Consider the following 17,610-nt stretch of genomic DNA (forward strand, 5'->3'; position numbering starts at 1 on the left):
CCACAAAGGCTTTGCATTATCAAGCGAACAATAGAGAAATATTTTATTGATTTTTTTGAATCATATTTAATAAATATTAAATACTCTTCAAATCACAGTTCAATATCCATCTCGCGCCGAGCTTATCACGGCCTTGAGGTGCCGCTGGCGGGTGCCCCGGGCAGCCCATCCAGCAATTCATGACTGGCCTTGCGAAAGCGTTCCACCAGAAAATCGAGCAACTCCTGCACGCGAGGCACCTGATAGCGATTGCGGTGAAAAATGGCATAGAGCCCCGATTCCTCTACCGTGTACTCGGGCAGAACGACCTTCAATCGCCCAGCGCGTATATCCTCTGCCGCATCCCAGATGGTCTTGCGCGTAATGCCATGACCAGACATCGCCCAGATCCTGGCCAGTGCGCCATCATTGGTTTCCCATGACCGCTCCATAGGGATGCGCTGTGTCCAACGCTGGCCGTTGGCCATGAAGTGGTAGTCATTCAGCGGGCCGGCATTGTTCACCAGAATCACAAACCGGTGCTTGTGCAGTTCTTCAGGTGTTCGCGGCACACCGAAACTCTCCAGGTAGTCTGGCGCGGCACACAGCACACGCCAGTTCGGCGCCAGAAGGCGAGCCACCAGGTCGCCGTCGGATGGTTTGCCGAAACGCACCGCAATGTCCACATCGTCCTCCAGCAGATTCGACAGCGAATCCGTCAAAGTCAAGGCCAGCTGCAGTTGCGGATGGCTTGAGCAGAATTCCTCCAGCCACTGGTTGAGCCGGTGGCGCCCGAAATCGGTGGTGGCGGAAATACGCAGTCTGCCGCGCACCTGGCCTTGCCCCGCCAACAATTCTGCCTTGGCGTTTTCGAGCGCCTCCAGCGCCACGCGGCAGTGCTGCATATACACATGACCTTCATTGGTCAGGCGCAGGCTTCGGGTGGTGCGGTCAAACAGCTTGGTTTGCAACGAAGCCTCCAGCTTGGTCAGGCGGGCGCTGGCCGCCGCAGCCGAGAAGCCCAGTTTGCGGCCGGCAGCAGAAAGGCTCCCCAGCCCCGCAGCTTCGACGAAAAGCCGAATGTCGCCCAATTCATCCGCAGCCATTGTTAATATAGATTTGAAAGTTATTTATCTTTTTTTCCAATTTTCAAATTCTAATTGACGAAATGAAGAGGGCGACGCAGATTTGTAATCACTCTTCTCAACAGCAAGAAACATTTCACGGCCGCCATGTTCCTGCCCAACAACGGCAGTGCAACGCGTGAGAACCGGCTCCCGCCATATTGCCTGCGTCCATACCCTGGGAACTCCTGTGTGGCCCCCGAGGTGCTGCCGGGCCGCGGGCCTCTTTCCCTGTCTCAGCTTTTTCGTCGGACTTCGCGCCACTGGCGAGCGAAATCAGTCCTGAGCAGACACAATGCGCATTGAATATTGCTTACTTTTCGGGAGGCCCGCCTTTGATCGACGTCTACTCCTGGCCCACACCCAATGGCCACAAGGTGCACATCATGCTGGAGGAATGCGGACTGCCCTACCAGGCGCATCCCGTCAACATCGGCAAGGGCGATCAGTTCCAACCCGAGTTTCTGAAAATCAGCCCCAACAACAAGATCCCGGCCATCATCGACCCCGATGGGCCAGACGGCAAGCCCATCCCGGTGTTCGAGTCCGGAGCCATCCTGCTGTACCTGGCCGAAAAGACCGGGCAATTCATGCCCAGCCGCACGCGGGAAAAATATGAAGTGCTGCAGTGGCTGATGTTCCAGATGGGCGGTGTCGGCCCCATGCTGGGCCAGGCGCATCACTTTCGCATCTATGCGCCGGAGAAAATAGCCTACGCCATCGACCGATATACCAACGAAGCCAAGCGCCTGTATGGCGTGCTAGACCGGCAGTTGCAGTCGCATGCCTATGTCGCCGGAGAAGACTACACCATTGCCGACATCGCCATCTTCCCGTGGCTGCGCTCATGGCAGAACCAAGGCATCGACTGGGCCGACTTCCCCACGCTCAAAGCCTGGTTCGACCGCATTGGCGAGCGTCCTGCCGTGCAGCGAGGCGTTCAGGTACTGGCCGATTTGCGCAAGGGTCCGCACTCGGCCGCAGAAAAAGAAGTGCTGTTTGGAAAAACACAGTACGAAAAGCGCTGAAGGCCCCCAAACAGCATGTAGAATCACGCCTTCGTCGGAGCGTAGCGCAGTCTGGTAGCGCATCTGCTTTGGGAGCAGAGGGTCGCGAGTTCGAATCCCGCCGCTCCGACCATTGTCTATAAGGGGCTACAGCCATCAAAGCTGTAGCCCCTTTTTTTGTCGTCCTCTTCTTTGCCCGATCACAAGGCGGTCACAACCGGCCCTTTGCCTTCCGCGATCTCCGGCGCAGGTCCTATATAGCGAGCGCTTGGCCTGATGATTTTGGGGTCACGGGCCTGCTCCAGCACATTGGCGCCCCAACCCATGATGCGCGCCACACAGAAGGTAGGCGTGAACAGCTCCGGCTTCAACCCTGCCAAGGCCATCACCACGCCCGCATAAAACTCCACGTTCGCATACAGCTGGCGGCCGGGCTTGAGTTCGGCCAGCGCCGCTTCAATGGCGGCTTCGAGCGCCGCAGCGCGAGCGACCAAAGGGTCCTCATAGGCTGCCGCCAAGCGCCGGAGAAACACGGCCCTGGGGTCATGCGTACGATACACCGCATGCCCGAAGCCCATGATGCGGCGCCCCTCGGCAATCTGGCGGCGGACCCAGTCCGTGGTGTTGGCAATATCCCCCACTTCGTCCAATGCCTGCAGCGCGCGATCCGGCGCGCCGCCATGCAATGGCCCCAGGAATGAACCAATGGCGGCGCCGATACACGACGCCACATCAGAGCCGGTCGAGGCCACAACACGCGCCGTGAACGTAGACGCATTGAAGCCGTGGTCGATGGTCGTCACCAGATATTGCTCGACTGCGCGTGCATCCTGCTGGTTGGGCATCGTGCCGCTCACCATGCGCAGATAGTCGGTTGCGTGCGGCAGCAGAGGATCAGCGGCGATCGGCTCCTGCCCTTGAGCGACCCGGTATGCGGCCGCCAGCACGGTGGGCGCCACCGCAGCCATGCGCAGCACATCCTCATAACGATCCTGCTCGGGCAAGTCGTACATGGGGCGCATGCCCTCGGACACCCCGAGGGCACTCACCACCGTGCGCAGCACCTGAAGCGGATTCGCCGACGGCGTCGCCAACGATCGCACCAAAGCCTCCATCGCCGGTGCCATGACCCTGTATTGGCCAAGCCGGGCCGCGAAATCCTGAAGCTCCTCAGAACCGGCCTCCGGCAGCGAACCGTGCAGCACCAGATACGCCGCCTGCTCGAAGCTGTAATGCGCCGCGACCGAGACGGCATTGCGCCCGCGATAGTGATAAAAGCCCTGTTGGCCCAGCACGTCTCCGATTTCGGTATCGGCGACGATGACGTTCTTGAGGCCAGCAGGGGCTTGAATAAATGTGGTGGAAGCGTTCATGATGTGGTCAGTTTGAGGATGTTGATCAACATCGTCAATCTTGATTGAGTCAACACCATGGACCACTTCATTCCGACCTCCGAAGCCGCGCGCCGCCTGGGCGTGAAGCCCGCCACGCTGTATGCCTATGTCAGCCGCGGCCTGCTGCGTTCCATTCGGCAGCCGGGCCAGCAGGAGTCGCTTTTTGACCGGCAGGAAATCGAACAACTGGGGCGCAGCAATTCATCGGCACGGCGTGAAAGCCCGAACCTGCTGCGCTTTCGCGCCGTGGTCACACAGGTCTCGCGCATGGATGAAACGCATCTGTACCTGCGCGGCCATCCCATGGACGAGTTGTGCGGGCACGTCACTTTTCTGGAGGCCGCGCGCATCGTGCTGGCGCGCCCCAAAGCCGAGGCTATCCGTTTGCAACTGCCCGCCGCGCCCTGTGAACTCGTTCAGTCGCTGCAGCTGAACCGGCGTCTGCCGGTGGCCATCGCGCTGTTGGGTGCGCTCGATCCGCAGCGGGAATCGCTTGATCCCGACCGTCATGCTGGATGGAGCCTTGGATTGATCGGTCTGGCACCGAGCCTCGCCGGCCCGGAAATCGAACTGGCCGATCCGCTCGTGCAAGCCTTGCTCGTGAGCTTGATCGACAATGGCCTGGCAGCGTCCACCACCGCGGCACGCGTGGCGGCATCGGCACGTGCGGGCTGGTACGACACCCAATCGGCGGGGTTGGCCGCCCTCGCCGGACGGCTGCATGGCACCGCCCCTGTGGAAGCGCGCAGGTTGCTGCGCGATGTGCTCCAGGGCCACCCTGTGTCGGAGGCGGTCAGACAGCGCGAGGATACCCTTGGACACATGCCGGGCTTCGGGCACATGATCTACCGGGGTGATGATCCACGGGCCCGGGCCCTCATGGATCTGCTCCGCGTCAGCCGCAATGGTACGCGTGAATTGGAAGCCTTGCATGCGATCCAGCGCGCAATCCAGCGCCCCGTGAATGTGGATGGCATGTCGGCCGTGATCTGCGAGGCGCTTCGCCTGCCTGATCAAGCAGGCGAGTTCCTCTTTCAACTGAGCCGGACTGCCGGCATCACCGCGCATGCCTTGGAGGAGTACCAGGAAGCGCCTCTGCGCTGGCGGGCGACAAGCGCCGCCTGAGCCTACTTCACGCTAAGCGATTTTCTTCACTTCCTTTTCTGCGGGCACTTCGGACTTGAGCGCGGCCATCTGCATCGACAGATCGAACAGGCGCGCCTTGCTGGCATAGTGGCGATCCAGGCGCCACTCATCCAGAATCTCGAGCGCGAGCTTGAACTGATCGAAGCTGAGCAGGTACAGATCAGAAATGGGGAAATCCGCTTCGGACTCCAATGCCAACACCAGGCGCGCCAAAATCTTGGCATTGGCGTTGTCTGGTTTGCGCTCTATGAACTTACGGGCTTCTTTGATGGCTCGCATGGATGCAGTTTCTGTAGGGAGGTGATTCGGTGCTGCAAACCCCATTGGACGATGTCCGAGTTTGCAGCCAGATACACGTCATCACGCCTGGCTCACAAGCCCGTGCTGACGAGGAAGGGTATACCCCTATGAAGGAATCCTAGCTTATTAAAGCCGGGCAATCTACCTCGTCATTTTTCTGTCATCACAATGTCATTGAATGTTGGGGCGGCCCCTCCCCTGCCTTGAGTAGCTCCCCCTGCCTGGTCCTCCGTGGAACTCCAGGGGTGCGGTAAACTCGTTAGCTTGAGCACCTGCCCGTAGCTCAGTTGGATAGAGCAACGGCCTTCTAAGCCGTGGGTCGGGGGTTCGACTCCCTCCGGGCAGGCCATGAATACGTTCAGGCTCTCAGCGGGTCTGCTGCTCCAGCATGAACCCCGCAAAGAACTGCGCCAAGGTCTCATGTGCATCCAGCGGCAGCACATGGGCGATGTACTGATCAGGGCGTACGATGACGAGCGCGCCTTGGGTTCGGTTCACGCCGCGCTGCTCGAAGATATCAGCGCCCGACTTCGCATCAGCGCAGAAGATCTTTTCGTAGTCCATGAGCTGATGGCGGCCCTTGCGGGGCTTCAGCAGTGCGGGCATGGATTCAAAGGCCAACGCCTCATGAGGCTGCTGGAAGATCGCCCGTACGTCAAAGACCGCGTCGATATCTTGCCCCGCAGGCGTGTACAGGCGCACAGGGGAGTTCGGCGATTCCTCAAGAAATGCACACAAGGCCCGCACACCAGCGTTCTGATCCAGGTGGTCGTTGAGCCCCGCAAAGGCATACAGGCGCCACCGGCCGTCGGCCTCGGCCACGTGGCCCAGGTGCAGGGGACGGGCATCCGTGATGCGCACCACGGGGGCGGAATGGAAACGCGTCCCTACGGTGAAGCCGGCCGCCAGATGCTGGTGCGCAGCCTCGCCGCAGATGGCCGATGCGCTGTAGTGCGTACCAACCCCTGCCGTGAAACGCCCATGCTGTTGGAAGTAACGCTGGAATTCCTTCGGATCCACCCCTTCCGCAGCCGATTCGCCGGAACTCTTGGGGCGGTCGCTGAACATCTTGGCCCACTCGCGGTCGAAATCGATCAGTTGCTGGGCCACGACCTGGCGCTCGCTGGAGTAGGTATGCAGTAGTTGCGGCTTGCACTGCCCGCGCAACACCGCGGCAAGCTTCCAGCCCAGGTTGAAGCTGTCCTGCATGGAAAAATTCATGCCCTGCCCAGCCTTGGGGCTGTGCGTGTGGCAGGCATCGCCGGCGATGAACACGCGCGGCAGCCGTGAATCAACGTCCTGCGCGGGAACGTCATCGTACTTGTCGCAGATGCGCTGGCCGATCTCGTAGACGGACCACCAAGGCACTTCCTTCACTTCCAGCGTATAAGGATGCAGGATACGCCTTGCGGTGTCGATCAGCCGGTCCACCGTGATCCCGCGGTTGGAGACGCGCTCGTCTTCGCCCAGCTTGTCCATTTCCACATACAGGCGCACCAGATAACCGCCTTCGCGCGGGATAACCAGCAGGTTGCCATGCTCGGACTGCACCGCCGATTTGTAGCGGATGTCGGGAAAGTCCGTCACGGCCAGGATGTCCATCACCCCCCAGGCCTGGTTCGCCGAATCGCCAGCCAGGTGCCGGCCAATCGCCCTTCGCACCGCGCTGCGGGCACCGTCGCAACCGACCACATAGCGGGCGCGGATCTCCTTCGTAGCCTGCGCATCGGGCGCGCCCTCGGAGTTGGCGCGGGCCAGGCGCACCGTCACCGGGTAGTCCGCCGCCTGCGGATCGGTCTTGACGTCAACCACGCTGTACCCATAGCAGGGCCGCAGCCGGGAGGGCGAGTTGGCCATGCGCTCCAGGTAGAAGTCATGTACGCGCGCCTGATTGAGCACCACGTGCGGGAACTCCGACAAGCCGTCTTCCGTATCCTGCACTCGGCCATGGCGGGCGATGCGGCCTGGGTTACTTTCGTCCGGCTTCCAGAATGTCACCTCGTTGATCCAGCAAGCCTCCTTGAGCACACGCTCCGCGAAACCGAAAGCCTCGAACATCTCCATGGTCCGGCAGGCAATGCCATCGGCCTGCCCCAACTGAAGCGGGCCATCCTTCTGCTCGATGATGCAGGTGCTGATGTCTGGAAACGCCGCCAACTGGGCGGCGAGTGTCAGGCCGGCAGGACCGCAGCCGACAATCAGCACATCCACCTGCGCGGGCACCCCATCGGTTTGCGCCAGGGCGTGCGGTGCCGCTTCGGCGATCCGCGGATCGCCAGGTTTGAAGGTGTTCAGGTGAAATTGCATGATGATCGCCGCCGGTGACTCCGAAAAGGCCCACTGGGCCGCCCTGCTGCCAAATGACTGCTGTTCAGGGGTATTGAAGCCAAATTTCACTTATTCGTAAATGGAAAAATTTTTAACCATTTATGATGTGACTTTATGAATAAGCCCAGAGCTTCGGCACTCACGATCAAGCAGCTGCGTGCCTTCGTCGCGGTCTACCAATTGCGCGGCTTGAGCGCTGCCGCCGCGCAGCTGCATATCACCCAGTCGGCTGTCAGCGTCCTGATCCGGCAGATGGAGCAGGAGCTCGGGATGCGCCTGTTCGACCGCACCACGCGATCGCTCCAGCCGACTTCCGCTGCAGAGAACGCCATTGAGATCGCGCAACGCGTCCTGCAGGACATGGACTCGCTGGGCGTCGGGCTACACGATCTGTCCAAGCTGCGGCGTGGCCGCGTCACCGTGGCCTGTACACCGACTTTGGCCAAAATCCTTCTTCCCAAGGTCATTGGCCAATTCATCCAAGCCTACCCTGGTGTACATGTGGATGTGGATGACTCTCCACCAGACCAGTTCATCAGCCGGCTGATCGCCGAGCATGCGGACTTCGGCGTGGGAACACCTGATCAGGCTGGCGACGGCATACGGATGCAACGCCTGATGGGAGACCATTTGAGCATCGTCTGCAGAACCGACCATCCGATGGCGGCGCAACGTTCGGTCCGTTGGAAGGAATTGGACCGCCTGCCCGTCATTACAGTGCACCCTGGCTATGGCGTACGCCCCTTGATCGATCAGGCGGCGGCAAGGGCCGGCATCCGCCTCAATGTGGCGCATGAGGTGACCTTGATGTCGACGGCGCTCTGGATGACCGCCTGCGGATTGGGGCCTTCGGTGATGCCGGACGCCTATGCGAGCTACTCGCCCGACCCCAGCCTGGTGGTCAGGCCCTTGGTGAACCCCAAGGTTCCCAGGGACATCTACGTGCTCGTCAAGTCAGGCCGTTCACTGTCTCCCGCCGCACAGCAATTCGTTCACATGCTGAAAGCGCAAACGCCAGTCAACGGGGGATAAGCGCCCTGTCCAGCGCCTCTCGCAGTTGCCTTGTGGAAACGGGCTTGTGCAGCAACAGCGCCGATGTGGACCGCGCATCGCGCAACCGTTGCGGCGAGGTGTCCCCTGTCATGATGATGGCGGGCACAGGTCTCTGCAGATGATCGCGCAGGATTTGCAGCGCTTGCTTGCCAGTTTCTTCATTGCGGAGCCTGAAATCAGTCACGATCACGTCGGGCGGTGGAATATCACGCAGTTTCGCCTGCGCGTCGGCCGCTGATTCGGCGCACATGCACAGCCCGCCCCAGCTTTCCAGCAGCGATTGCATCCCTTGACGCACCGCCTCGTCGTCATCGATCACCAGAATGCGCCGCCCCGCCAAGCCATGATCGGCCACCGCGGGCTGGCGCGTGGAAGCCTTGTCCTCCAGCGCGCCGGACCAGACGGGCAGCCAGAGGCGGAACACCGAGCCGCGTCCCGCGCGCGAGCGCACTTCGATCCGGGCCTGCATTTCCTGGACCAGGCGCCGCGAGATGGCCAGGCCCAAGCCTAGCCCTTTGCGGCGGTCGCGCTCGGGATTGCCCAGCTGATGGAATTCTTCGAAGATCTCCTCCAGGTGTTCGGTCGCGATGCCGCAGCCTGTATCCCATACCTCCAGCGCGAGGCGGCCGGCTCGCACGCGGCAGGCCACCAACACCCCGCCAGCCTGGGTATAGCGCAGCGCATTGGAAATCAAGTTGCGCATCACCAGATCGACCAGCGCCTTGTCGGCCAGCGCAGCGGCCGTGGTTTCCCGTGTGCGGTAGACCAAGGATGAGGCATCCGCCTGAACACCAAACTCCTGCTCCAGCGAACGCAGCAGCGGCTGCACCGCGAAGGGAGCCGCCTGCGCCTTCACGACCCCTGCGTCCAGGCGTGAATAATCCAATAGCGTGGTGAGCATCTCCGAGGCGGCAGCGGAGGCCATGCGGGCATGGCCCAGCACCGTGACCTGCTGAGCCGACACGGGCGACGACAAGGTGCTGCGCTCCAGCGAATCAAGGAACAAACCCAGCGCATGCAGGGGCTGGCGCAGATCGTGGCTGGCAGCCGCAAGAAACTTCGACTTGGCGAGGTTGGCGGTTTCAGCGCGGTCACGCTCCACTTTCAATTGATCAACCAGCGCCGCATTCTCGAACCGGAGGCGCACGCTTTCGCGCAAGGTGCTGTAGGTGACGCGGCTGTAGTACAGATTGACGCCGAACAGGCAAACGGCGAACACGCCATAGACCGGTGCCAGCCCTTCTCCCAGCGCGAAATTGCGCGCCGCGAACGGCAGGACGAGCAAAATCTGCGCCATGGCAGCAGCGGGGGAAATGCCGCGAACGAGGCGATCGTGCCGCACGAAAGACCGGTGATGACAATGCAGATGAAGGCCACCAGTTGCGGCTGCTCGGGCAAGTAGAGCCCCCAGCCGATCCAGCCCCACAGCGCGCTCGATACGCTGCTGCCGATGGTGAAGCGCCAGGCCCACTCGCTGCTTTGCGCCGGTAATGCGTGCCTGGCATGGGCGAAACCGAGCGCCAGGCGTGCCAACCCGACGAGATAGACCAGGCCCGCCCAAGCGAGGAGGACAACCTGCGATCCGTAGGACCACAGCACGGCGATCACCGGGATCGGAATCACGAAATTCGCGAACAGCACGGCGCGCGATTGCCTGTAGAGCACGCGGACCAGAGCGGCGTGCTCGGAATCTTTGAGATCGCTGCTCACTGAGGGCTCATGAATTCAGGATCAACCGGAGATGGCCAATCCACCAATCCCAGGCGCTGCGCGCACAGCAGCGCCGCGCTGCGGCTGTCCACCCCCAACTGCGCGAAGATGGCCGTGACGTGCACACGCACCGTGTTCTCGCTCAGGCCCAGATCGCGCGCGATCACTTTGTTGGGCTTTCCCGTACACAGCAGGCGCAATACGTCAAGCTGGCGCGAGGTCAGCGCGGCCTTGGCAGGGGAGTGAGCAGACGCATTCGCGGCTGGAAAACACGATTGCCCGGACAGCACCAAGCCGATGGCCTCCAGAATGTCATCGCCGCTGGCCGACTTGGGAAGAAAACCATCCGCACCACGCGCGCGCGCTTCGCGCACGGCATCGGGCCCCACGCTGGCAGACACCAGCACAATGCGGGCCCTGGGAAACGCCTCGCGCAAGGGGCGTACGCCATCAAGCCCGCTCATACCCGGCATCAGGATGTCGAGCAGCACCAGGTCCACCTCTTCCCCGTCGCCAGTGCCGCCCATTGACTTCAACCCACAAGCCTGGGCAATGGAACCTGCTTCGGAAATCGTGCCGACATCGGGGTGCTCCTGCACGATGAGGCGCAAGCCGGTGCGAAACAAGGTGTGGTCGTCAATGAGCAATAGATGAGCTGCCATGCGCTCAGTATGACTCCCCTGAGTCAGGATTCGCCTAATCTATTTGTATTATGGACTTGGACTAAGGTGACCACCCATACTGCCCCTCGGTAACTAAAAGCGTCTACATGGACGCCACAAGAGGATCTCAGATATGGAAGGAAAGATGCTGCGCCGTACATTGGCGGTGTGCGGGCTACTGCTCGTAGGGGCCGCGCCACTTGCGCACGCGGCGCGCATCACCGTGGGGACGTTGGATGATGTCAGCAACTCTCAATGCACGCTGCGCGACGCCATCACCGCGGCGACAAATAACGCAACCGCTGGCGCTTGCCCGGCTGGCGATGCGGACAACGCGGCCGAAGATGAGATCGTCTTTGACCCCGCGCTGTTTCCCGCTGGCGCCCAAAAAACGTTGGCGCTGTCCAGCCAACTGCCGCCCCTCAATGGATTCATCGCCATCAAAGGCCCCGGCGCCCAGACTCTGACCGTGCGCCGCGCAGACGACGCGCCGCTCTTCCGCATTCTGACCGTCGACAAAATCGGCTCTCGCCTGCGCCTCAGTGACATCCGCCTAGCCAACGGCGCGGTCGTCGACGACCATGGGGGAGGCATTTTCAGCTGGGGCGATCTGGAGCTGACACGCTGCACGATAGAGAACAACCAGGCGATCCGCTCGGCCAAACCCGGCACCGTGGTCGCCATGAGACCGTCTGGTGGCGGGATTCATTTTCGCGGCTCGGTATTGACGATTACCGACAGCCGCATCGCCAACAACCGCGTCGCGGCGAGCAGCCAGTCCCCCACGGACGATGGCGGGGGCGGGGGAATCTATCAGCGCGACGGCACGTTGGTCATGCGCGGAAGCACCGTGGTGGGCAACAGTACCAGTGCAGGCGGGGGCGGTATCAGCGGCCAATCGATGACGATCGAGAACAGCGAAATCGCGTTCAACCGGGCCTCAAGCGGCGGCGGCATTTTTGCCAGCGGGATGCCGCAGATCCGCACCAGCGCCATCCATGACAACACTGCGACCGAAGAAGGTGGCGGCCTCATCGTCTATGGCAGCGACATCCGCCTGGAGCGCCTGAGCGTGTATGCCAACCACGCAGGCGGCAGTGGCGGCGGCATTCTGACGCGCACCTCCGACAAAGATCAATTCCAGCTGGTCAACAGCACGCTGTATGGCAACAGTGCCGGCATGGGGGGTGGCGGTATCGGGATCGGCTCCCAAAGCTCTTTCGACAAGCTCGTTCTCATCCACAACACCATCGCAGGCAACAGCGCCAACACAGGGGGCGGACTGGATCTCTTCGTGCCTGAGGGCTACCTCCAGAACGGCTTGACGCTGGCCGCGAACATCATTGCGGGCAATCACGCGAATGCGTCGCCTGACATGGACGCCTATATCAACGGGTCACCCGTGCGGAACTTGTTCAGCAATTCATCAGGCATTGGCAACTTCCAGTCCGGTGATCTGGTGACCGATGCCCGCCTGGGCCCCTTGCTGGATGATGGTCTCGCACGGGTGCAAACCGTGCTGGCCGCTAGCCCCGCGGTCAATGCTGTCGATTGCTATCAGGTCTCGGTGGACCAAACCGGCGGACCTCGCCCGCTCGACGGCAAATGCGAGATCGGCGCCCATGAGTTCCGGGGCAACCTGGAGCAAAGCCTGCGTTTCGATGCGCCGCGCGATCGCCTGCTGAGCGAGGGTGCGTTCCAGGCCGCTCTGGCCGCCACGCGCCCGCTGGGCACCGACGCGGGCGGACAGTTGACGCTGGCCACGCTGACACCGCAGATATGCACGGTTTCGGGCCGTATGGTCACCCCGCGCGCCATCGGTTTGTGCACGCTCGAAGCTTCACTGCCTGCCGGAAGCGGAGGCGCTGGATTGCCTCGGCTGGCTGTGCAGCGAAGCTTTCTAATCAGCGAGGTGAGCATCAGGACCGCGCAGGTCATCGAGTTTCCTGCGTTGGCGGACCGCGTGGCGAGCGATCCACCCCAAACGCTCAAGGCGGTTGCCAGCTCAGGCCTGGCTGTGCGCTACACCGCGCAAGGCCCATGCTCGATCGTGTCTGGTGCGGTGGCAGCGGGGGGCGCCAGCGGAACAGGGGTCTGCACCGTCACCGCCACACAGGAAGGCAATACCAGCTATGCCTCCGCGGCGCCCGCCACACGCAGCTTCACCGTCTTCGCTAACGGCAGCACCGCACCGATCATCGTCACCACGCTGAACGACGAAAGCGCTACGCACTGCACGCTGCGCGACGCCATCCGCTCCGCCAACGACAACACCGCACGCGGCGCGTGTACGGCAGGCGACCCCAATGGGCTAGTCACCGATGAAATCACATTCGATACGAACCTGTTCGACGGCACGCCCCAACAGATTCGGCTCGGCACTGCACTGCCCGCGCTGCGCGATCATGTCATCCTGACCGGCCCTGGCGCGGACCTGCTGGAGCTGCGCCGCGACTTCGGCTATGGCACGGCGCAACAACGGTTCCGCATTCTCACCGTGGCCTCTGGCGCTACCGCCACGGTCAGCGGCCTCAGCCTGAGTGGCGGTGTGGTGGGCGACACGCCGAGCAGACTCGGCCCCTCAGGGCGGACGGACTCTGACTATGGCGGCGGCATCCGCAACGACGGCACCCTCACGCTGCGCCGCTGCATCGTCAAGGACAACAAAGCCTATGCGGGCTTCATACCCACCGGCAACCGCCAGGGCTACTCCACCCCCACCTCCGGGGGCGGCATCTACAGCCGAGGCGAGCTAGTCATTGAGGACTGCGAAATCAGCGGCAACCAAACCGTCATTGGCGACGGCGGGGGCATCCACGCCGTCGGCCCTCTCACGCTGCGCAACAGCCTGATCGACAACAACAACGCGGTCGGCCGCCTCAACAAGGTCCCGGTCATGACACAGGACAGCAAGGGCGGCGGGATCCGCAGCGATGGCTTGCTCACCGTCGTCAACAGCACGGTCACCGGCAACCGCGTGAACGGCTATGGCGGCGGGATCGCCAGTTTCGGCACGGTCAACCTGCAGCACGCGACGATCTCCGGCAATCGCTTCTACGAAGTACGTGCCCTCGTAGGAGGTGGCGGCGGCGTCCATGCACCGGGCGGCGGCACGGTGACCAACAGCGTGATTGCCGGGAATTTCAAGGGAGACACTTCCATCCCCGCGAACCTGAGTGGGAATCTGACATCATCCGGCACCAACCGTATCGACGGCGATGCCCAGCTTGGGATGCTTGCCGCCAATGGCGGGCCGACACGCACGCTCCTGCCTCAGCCCGCAAGCCCGGTGATCGATGCGGCGTCCTGCCTTCCAGGCATCGTGCTCGACCAACGCGGCCAACCACGCCCTGGTCTGAACTCTGCGGGCTCGCGCTGCGACATCGGCGCCGTCGAAGTTCAAAAGGGAGGTGCTTCAAGCCGCGCCCCGCAAAGCATCGACTTCCCTGCGGTCGGCGCGCGTACGCCGGGCGCGGCATTCCCGCTTGAAGCCAGCGCAAGCTCCGGTCTGCCGATCAGTTTCACTGCGCAGCCCGCGGGCATTTGTACGGTCACTGGCAAGGTACTGACGCCGCTCGCTGTGGGCTCATGCACGGTCACCGCCAACCAGGCGGGCAACACGGAATTCGAGGCAGCATCGGCGGTGCCCCGGAGCTTCAACATCCAGCCTCCTGTACTGCTCGAACAGATCATCGCGTTCACCACCGGTGTACCGGCGAGCGCCACAGTAGGGGACACCTATGAGGTAGCGGCCACGGGGGGCGCATCGGGCAATCCCGTCACGTTCTCCATTGGCCCCGAGGCGGCCGCCATCTGCACTCTGGTGCCGAACAGCCATGCCGTCAGTTTCACGGCCGCGGGCCTGTGCATCATCAACGCGGACCAAGCGGGCAACGCCAGCTATGCCGCCGCCCCGCAAGTACAGCAAAATGTGCCTGTAGCGCCGATTCCCCGCCCTGCTCCACCGCAGTTGACCGCGATCAGCAATGGCACCCTCACTGGCACCGCAGCGCCGCAAAGCACCGTTGAGGTATTCGACGGCATCATGTCTCTGGGCAGTACGACCGCCGATCCTTCAGGTCATTTCTCGCTCACGCACACGTTGAGCACCGGCCCGCACAGCCTCACGGCCACCGCCAGCAACGGCGGCGGCACCTCCGGAGCCAGCGCGCCACTGACCCTGGATGTTCCGTTGTTCGATGGTCCCGTCAGCGGCGGCAAAGCCGACAGGGTCCGCATCACTAGCGACATCAACGGCTGCAAGCTGCAAGACGCCGCTCCGCGATGGCTGCAGGCTCCCGGCCCGTTACCGGCGCACGCCACGGCCCCGCTGGGTGCATTGGCCTTCACGGTCCTGGAGTGTCCTGCCGGCACCCTGACCGTGCAAGTGGACTATCCGGCGGACAGCCTGGCCGGCCTGACGGCCTACAAGCACGGCCCCGGAGGCTGGTTCGCTCATGGAAGCACCCATGCCAACGGCGATAGCGTGACCTACACCGTGGCTGATGACGATGCCGGCGACAGCGACCCAACTCCTGGTGTCATAGAGGATCCCCATGCGATGCTCCATTTGGTTGCACCTCCCGCCGCGCTGCAACCGGTACCCACGCTCTCTACCTGGAGCCTGGGGCTGCTGGGGGTCCTGGCTTCGCTGCTTGGCGCGGGCAGGGTCCGCCGCGCGGGCTTCAAAGTAGCTGCTTCGGACCGCCGGTGCACATGAGTTCCCCGATGCACCTGCGCTAGCCCCGGGCCGGTGGCTTGAACACCAGGGACAACGGGCACTACATCCAACTCAGCGTCTGGCCTCCGTCCACCACGACAATGCTCCCTGTCATGTAGGCGCTCGCATCGGAACACAGCAACAGCAACGCGCCGTTCAGATCGGAGACTGTCCCGAATCTACGCATCGGTGTTCGCTTGCGCATCGCCTCGGAAAACCCTTTCTCTGCGAGTGGCGCTTGCATGTCCGTGTCGATGTTGCCCGGGCACAGAGCATTGACACGAATCCCCTTGCCAGCCAGTTCCAATGCCATCACCTGGTTGAGCTGCAGCAAAGCCGCCTTGGAAGCCGCATAGCTTGCCATGTAGCTGCCCGCCCTGAGGCCGGCGGTCGATCCGACATTGACAATACATCCTTGCCCTCGGGCAGCCATGCGCCGAGCGGCCTCCTGCGCGACCATGAAGGAGCCCTTGAAGTTGACGTCGATCACACGCGCCATTTCTTCGACGCGCTGCTCCAGAAACTTGGCCGCGTAGATCACGCCGGCATTGTTCACCAGGACGTCAATGGGCGCCGCAAGCTGAGTTTCGGCCTCGTCAAATGCTCGGCGCAGGCTTTCGGGATCCGCAATGTCCATGTAGACGCCCACCGCATTGCCACCCTGTTCGACAATTTCCCCAGCCAGACGCCGGGTCGTCTCAACGCGCCGCGCGGCCAGGGCCACTGCGGCACCTTGCGCGGACAAAAGCTGCGCGGCATGGCGCCCAATGCCTGAGGAGGCGCCGGTCACCATTACGGTACGGCCTTTCATGCCGAAGAGATGGCCTGCGGCCGCCATGTTCTGCCGGGCATCCGGCGAGGAAAAATCCGTCATGTTCATTCTGCCTGCGCAGCAAGGCGCGACTCCTCTGCCGCCTCCTTGAAGATGCCTTTGGCCATCTGGGAAGGCTCGAGCGCTGCCCTGGCCATGTTGACTTCGGCACGGATCTCGTGGGCGAGCTTTCCGCCACCGCCGAGAACGGCGAATTCGGCCATATGGCCGGCCAGACGCCACCGGCCTTCTGCGGCCAGCACTTTCGCCCGCTCGGCCATGGTGTGGGCACCACCCACAAGGGCGCATAGCTCCGCGGCCAGGTCAGTATCGCGCGCAGGCTTGAGGTTGGCCGGGTTTCCGTCCCACCACCCTCCAACCAGGCGTGCTATGTTGCGAACGACGAACTCCGGATCATCGTAGTTGGGCTGCAGATAGGGCCTATCTTTCAGTTCCGCTGGAGGCTTCACCCGATGGAGGATTTCGTCGAGCCTGGCGCCCTCGTTGAGCAGGCGTATGGTCTGGTCATGAAGCGACTGCAACCAGGTGGCGGTATCTTCGAGATAAGGCCGGACGATATCCCAGCCGTCCAGAATCGGACCATGGCCGCCCACCACCACTTCCGGCCTGCGCTCCAGCATGTCCCGCAACGCGGCAGCCCACCCCGCGGCATAGCGCTGGACTTTCTGCGGATTGCCTGCATTGGGTGAAGCCCAGATCACGAAATCCCCTGCAACCACCGCCTTGCGGGCACCATCCCATAGCCACAGATGATCGTCGGTTTCGCCCTTGCCATGGCGGATCTCGAAGCGGGAGCTTCCCACCACGACATCGAGATGGTCACGCACCAGGACATCTGGCTCAGGATACGTGGTTGGCCACGGAAACTCGGTACGGGTGTATTGGCGGCGATTGATCCGCGCATTGTGTGCCGCGGTCTCCGTGTAGCGGCGAAAGCGGGTCATGGCATTCTCATGTGCGATCAGCCTGGGCGCAGGCAGGCCTCTTTCGTGGGCTTCCCGCATATACAAGGCCACGCCATTGACGTGATCGAAATGGCCGTGCGTCAGAACGATCGTGTGAACCGGCTCGGCCGGTGCCCACTCACGCAGCGCCTGGTGAACCAGCGGCGCGGATTCGACCGATCCGCTATCACAGATCAATAGCCCTGCATCGGTTCTGAAGGCTGTGACGTTCGCCCCCAGCCCGCGGCAGACAACCGTCGCCATGCCCTCGCGGGGCTCCATGACCGTCACCTTGGGAAGATGGCGGAACCAGTCAAGAATGTTCAGATCGCCTGCGACGATCTTTCGTGCCGCTGCACCGGCTGATCCCTCAGCATGCGAAGTGGCGGCGCCCAGAGAGCGTTTTTCCAT

The 17,610-nt window shown here is 62.5% G+C and carries 13 protein-coding genes and 2 tRNA genes; 6 read left to right on the forward strand and 9 right to left on the reverse strand.

The annotated features are described in order from the left end of the window. Nucleotides 1-125: 125 nt before the first annotated feature. Complete coding sequence (locus WJU18_RS24905; protein ID WP_423456451.1) at nt 126-1,085, reverse strand: LysR family transcriptional regulator; 960 nt, start codon at nt 1,083-1,085, stop codon at nt 126-128. Nucleotides 1,086-1,438: 353 nt separating this feature from the next. Here WJU18_RS24905 and WJU18_RS24910 point away from each other — a divergent pair, with 353 nt between their 5' ends. Next, nucleotides 1,439-2,131 carry a glutathione binding-like protein gene (locus WJU18_RS24910; RefSeq protein ID WP_423456452.1) on the forward strand — a complete coding sequence of 231 codons (693 nt, stop codon included), beginning with the start codon at nt 1,439-1,441 and terminating at the stop codon, nt 2,129-2,131. 35 nt (nt 2,132-2,166) lie between these two features. Continuing rightward, nucleotides 2,167-2,243: transfer RNA gene (locus WJU18_RS24915), tRNA-Pro, on the forward strand. 67 nt (nt 2,244-2,310) lie between these two features. On the opposite strand, the gene WJU18_RS24920 is transcribed toward WJU18_RS24915, so the two are convergent. Continuing rightward, nucleotides 2,311-3,483 (reverse strand): citrate/2-methylcitrate synthase, encoded by a 1,173-nt coding sequence (locus tag WJU18_RS24920; protein ID WP_423456453.1) that lies wholly within the window; start codon nt 3,481-3,483, stop codon nt 2,311-2,313. Nucleotides 3,484-3,540: 57 nt separating this feature from the next. Between WJU18_RS24920 and WJU18_RS24925 the strand changes: the two genes are divergently transcribed. Then, nucleotides 3,541-4,629, forward strand: coding sequence for a citrate/2-methylcitrate synthase (locus tag WJU18_RS24925; protein ID WP_423456454.1), 1,089 nt, complete (start codon nt 3,541-3,543; stop codon nt 4,627-4,629). 12 nt (nt 4,630-4,641) lie between these two features. Here WJU18_RS24925 and WJU18_RS24930 read toward each other — a convergent pair whose 3' ends face one another. Beyond that, nucleotides 4,642-4,929, reverse strand: a complete 288-nt coding sequence (locus WJU18_RS24930; RefSeq protein WP_423456455.1) for a hypothetical protein — start codon at nt 4,927-4,929, stop codon at nt 4,642-4,644. Between the two features lie 293 nt (nt 4,930-5,222). Between WJU18_RS24930 and WJU18_RS24935 the strand changes: the two genes are divergently transcribed. Then, nucleotides 5,223-5,299, forward strand: a tRNA-Arg gene (locus WJU18_RS24935). 17 nt (nt 5,300-5,316) lie between these two features. On the opposite strand, the gene WJU18_RS24940 is transcribed toward WJU18_RS24935, so the two are convergent. Beyond that, complete coding sequence (locus WJU18_RS24940; protein WP_423456457.1) at nt 5,317-7,257, reverse strand: FAD-binding monooxygenase; 1,941 nt, start codon at nt 7,255-7,257, stop codon at nt 5,317-5,319. A gap of 135 nt (nt 7,258-7,392) precedes the next feature. On the opposite strand from WJU18_RS24940, the gene WJU18_RS24945 reads away from it, so the two are divergent. Further along, on the forward strand, nt 7,393-8,310 hold the full coding sequence (locus tag WJU18_RS24945) for a LysR family transcriptional regulator (RefSeq protein WP_423456459.1): 918 nt from the start codon (nt 7,393-7,395) through the stop codon (nt 8,308-8,310). Here WJU18_RS24945 and WJU18_RS24950 read toward each other — a convergent pair. The 3 genes from WJU18_RS24950 to WJU18_RS24960 are packed head-to-tail and all read right to left on the reverse strand — an operon-like array spanning nt 8,297 to nt 10,703. Next, nucleotides 8,297-9,550, reverse strand: coding sequence for a hybrid sensor histidine kinase/response regulator (locus WJU18_RS24950; RefSeq protein ID WP_423461092.1), 1,254 nt, complete (start codon nt 9,548-9,550; stop codon nt 8,297-8,299). The two genes, WJU18_RS24945 and WJU18_RS24950, sit on opposite strands and share 14 nt — an antisense overlap. Further along, the gene (locus WJU18_RS24955; protein WP_423456461.1) at nt 9,436-10,041 is read right to left on the reverse strand and encodes a hypothetical protein; all 606 of its coding nucleotides are present in this window, start codon (nt 10,039-10,041) and stop codon (nt 9,436-9,438) included. Before WJU18_RS24955 ends, WJU18_RS24950 begins: the two co-directional genes overlap by 115 nt. Then, nucleotides 10,038-10,703, reverse strand: coding sequence for a response regulator (locus WJU18_RS24960; RefSeq protein WP_423456463.1), 666 nt, complete (start codon nt 10,701-10,703; stop codon nt 10,038-10,040). Before WJU18_RS24960 ends, WJU18_RS24955 begins: the two co-directional genes overlap by 4 nt. Before the next feature lie 133 nt (nt 10,704-10,836). Here WJU18_RS24960 and WJU18_RS24965 point away from each other — a divergent pair, with 133 nt between their 5' ends. Beyond that, nucleotides 10,837-15,423: an IPTL-CTERM sorting domain-containing protein gene (locus WJU18_RS24965; RefSeq protein WP_423456465.1), complete on the forward strand. Its 4,587-nt coding sequence runs from the start codon at nt 10,837-10,839 to the stop codon at nt 15,421-15,423. A 61-nt stretch (nt 15,424-15,484) separates the two neighbouring features. Here WJU18_RS24965 and WJU18_RS24970 read toward each other — a convergent pair whose 3' ends face one another. Next, a complete protein-coding gene (locus WJU18_RS24970) occupies nt 15,485-16,297 on the reverse strand; it encodes an SDR family NAD(P)-dependent oxidoreductase (protein WP_423456466.1) in 813 nt (270 codons plus the stop codon). A 2-nt stretch (nt 16,298-16,299) separates the two neighbouring features. Then, nucleotides 16,300-17,610: an alkyl sulfatase dimerization domain-containing protein gene (locus WJU18_RS24975; protein WP_423456468.1), complete on the reverse strand. Its 1,311-nt coding sequence runs from the start codon at nt 17,608-17,610 to the stop codon at nt 16,300-16,302.

It is taken from the genome of Ottowia sp. VDI28 (assembly GCF_049532675.1).
In the GTDB taxonomy this organism is placed as follows: Bacteria; Pseudomonadota; Gammaproteobacteria; order Burkholderiales; family Burkholderiaceae_C; genus Ottowia.

Coding starts and splice junctions, on each gene's coding strand:
- WJU18_RS24905 (WP_423456451.1), bottom strand. CDS start 1,085: ATGGCTGCGGATGAATTGGGCGACATTCGGCTTTTCGTCGAAGCTGCG.
- WJU18_RS24920 (WP_423456453.1), bottom strand. CDS start 3,483: ATGAACGCTTCCACCACATTTATTCAAGCCCCTGCTGGCCTCAAGAAC.
- WJU18_RS24925 (WP_423456454.1), top strand. CDS start 3,541: ATGGACCACTTCATTCCGACCTCCGAAGCCGCGCGCCGCCTGGGCGTG.
- WJU18_RS24930 (WP_423456455.1), bottom strand. CDS start 4,929: ATGCGAGCCATCAAAGAAGCCCGTAAGTTCATAGAGCGCAAACCAGAC.
- WJU18_RS24940 (WP_423456457.1), bottom strand. CDS start 7,257: ATGCAATTTCACCTGAACACCTTCAAACCTGGCGATCCGCGGATCGCC.
- WJU18_RS24945 (WP_423456459.1), top strand. CDS start 7,393: ATGAATAAGCCCAGAGCTTCGGCACTCACGATCAAGCAGCTGCGTGCC.
- WJU18_RS24960 (WP_423456463.1), bottom strand. CDS start 10,703: ATGGCAGCTCATCTATTGCTCATTGACGACCACACCTTGTTTCGCACC.
- WJU18_RS24965 (WP_423456465.1), top strand. CDS start 10,837: ATGGAAGGAAAGATGCTGCGCCGTACATTGGCGGTGTGCGGGCTACTG.
- WJU18_RS24970 (WP_423456466.1), bottom strand. CDS start 16,297: ATGACGGATTTTTCCTCGCCGGATGCCCGGCAGAACATGGCGGCCGCA.
- WJU18_RS24975 (WP_423456468.1), bottom strand. CDS start 17,610: ATGGAAAAACGCTCTCTGGGCGCCGCCACTTCGCATGCTGAGGGATCA.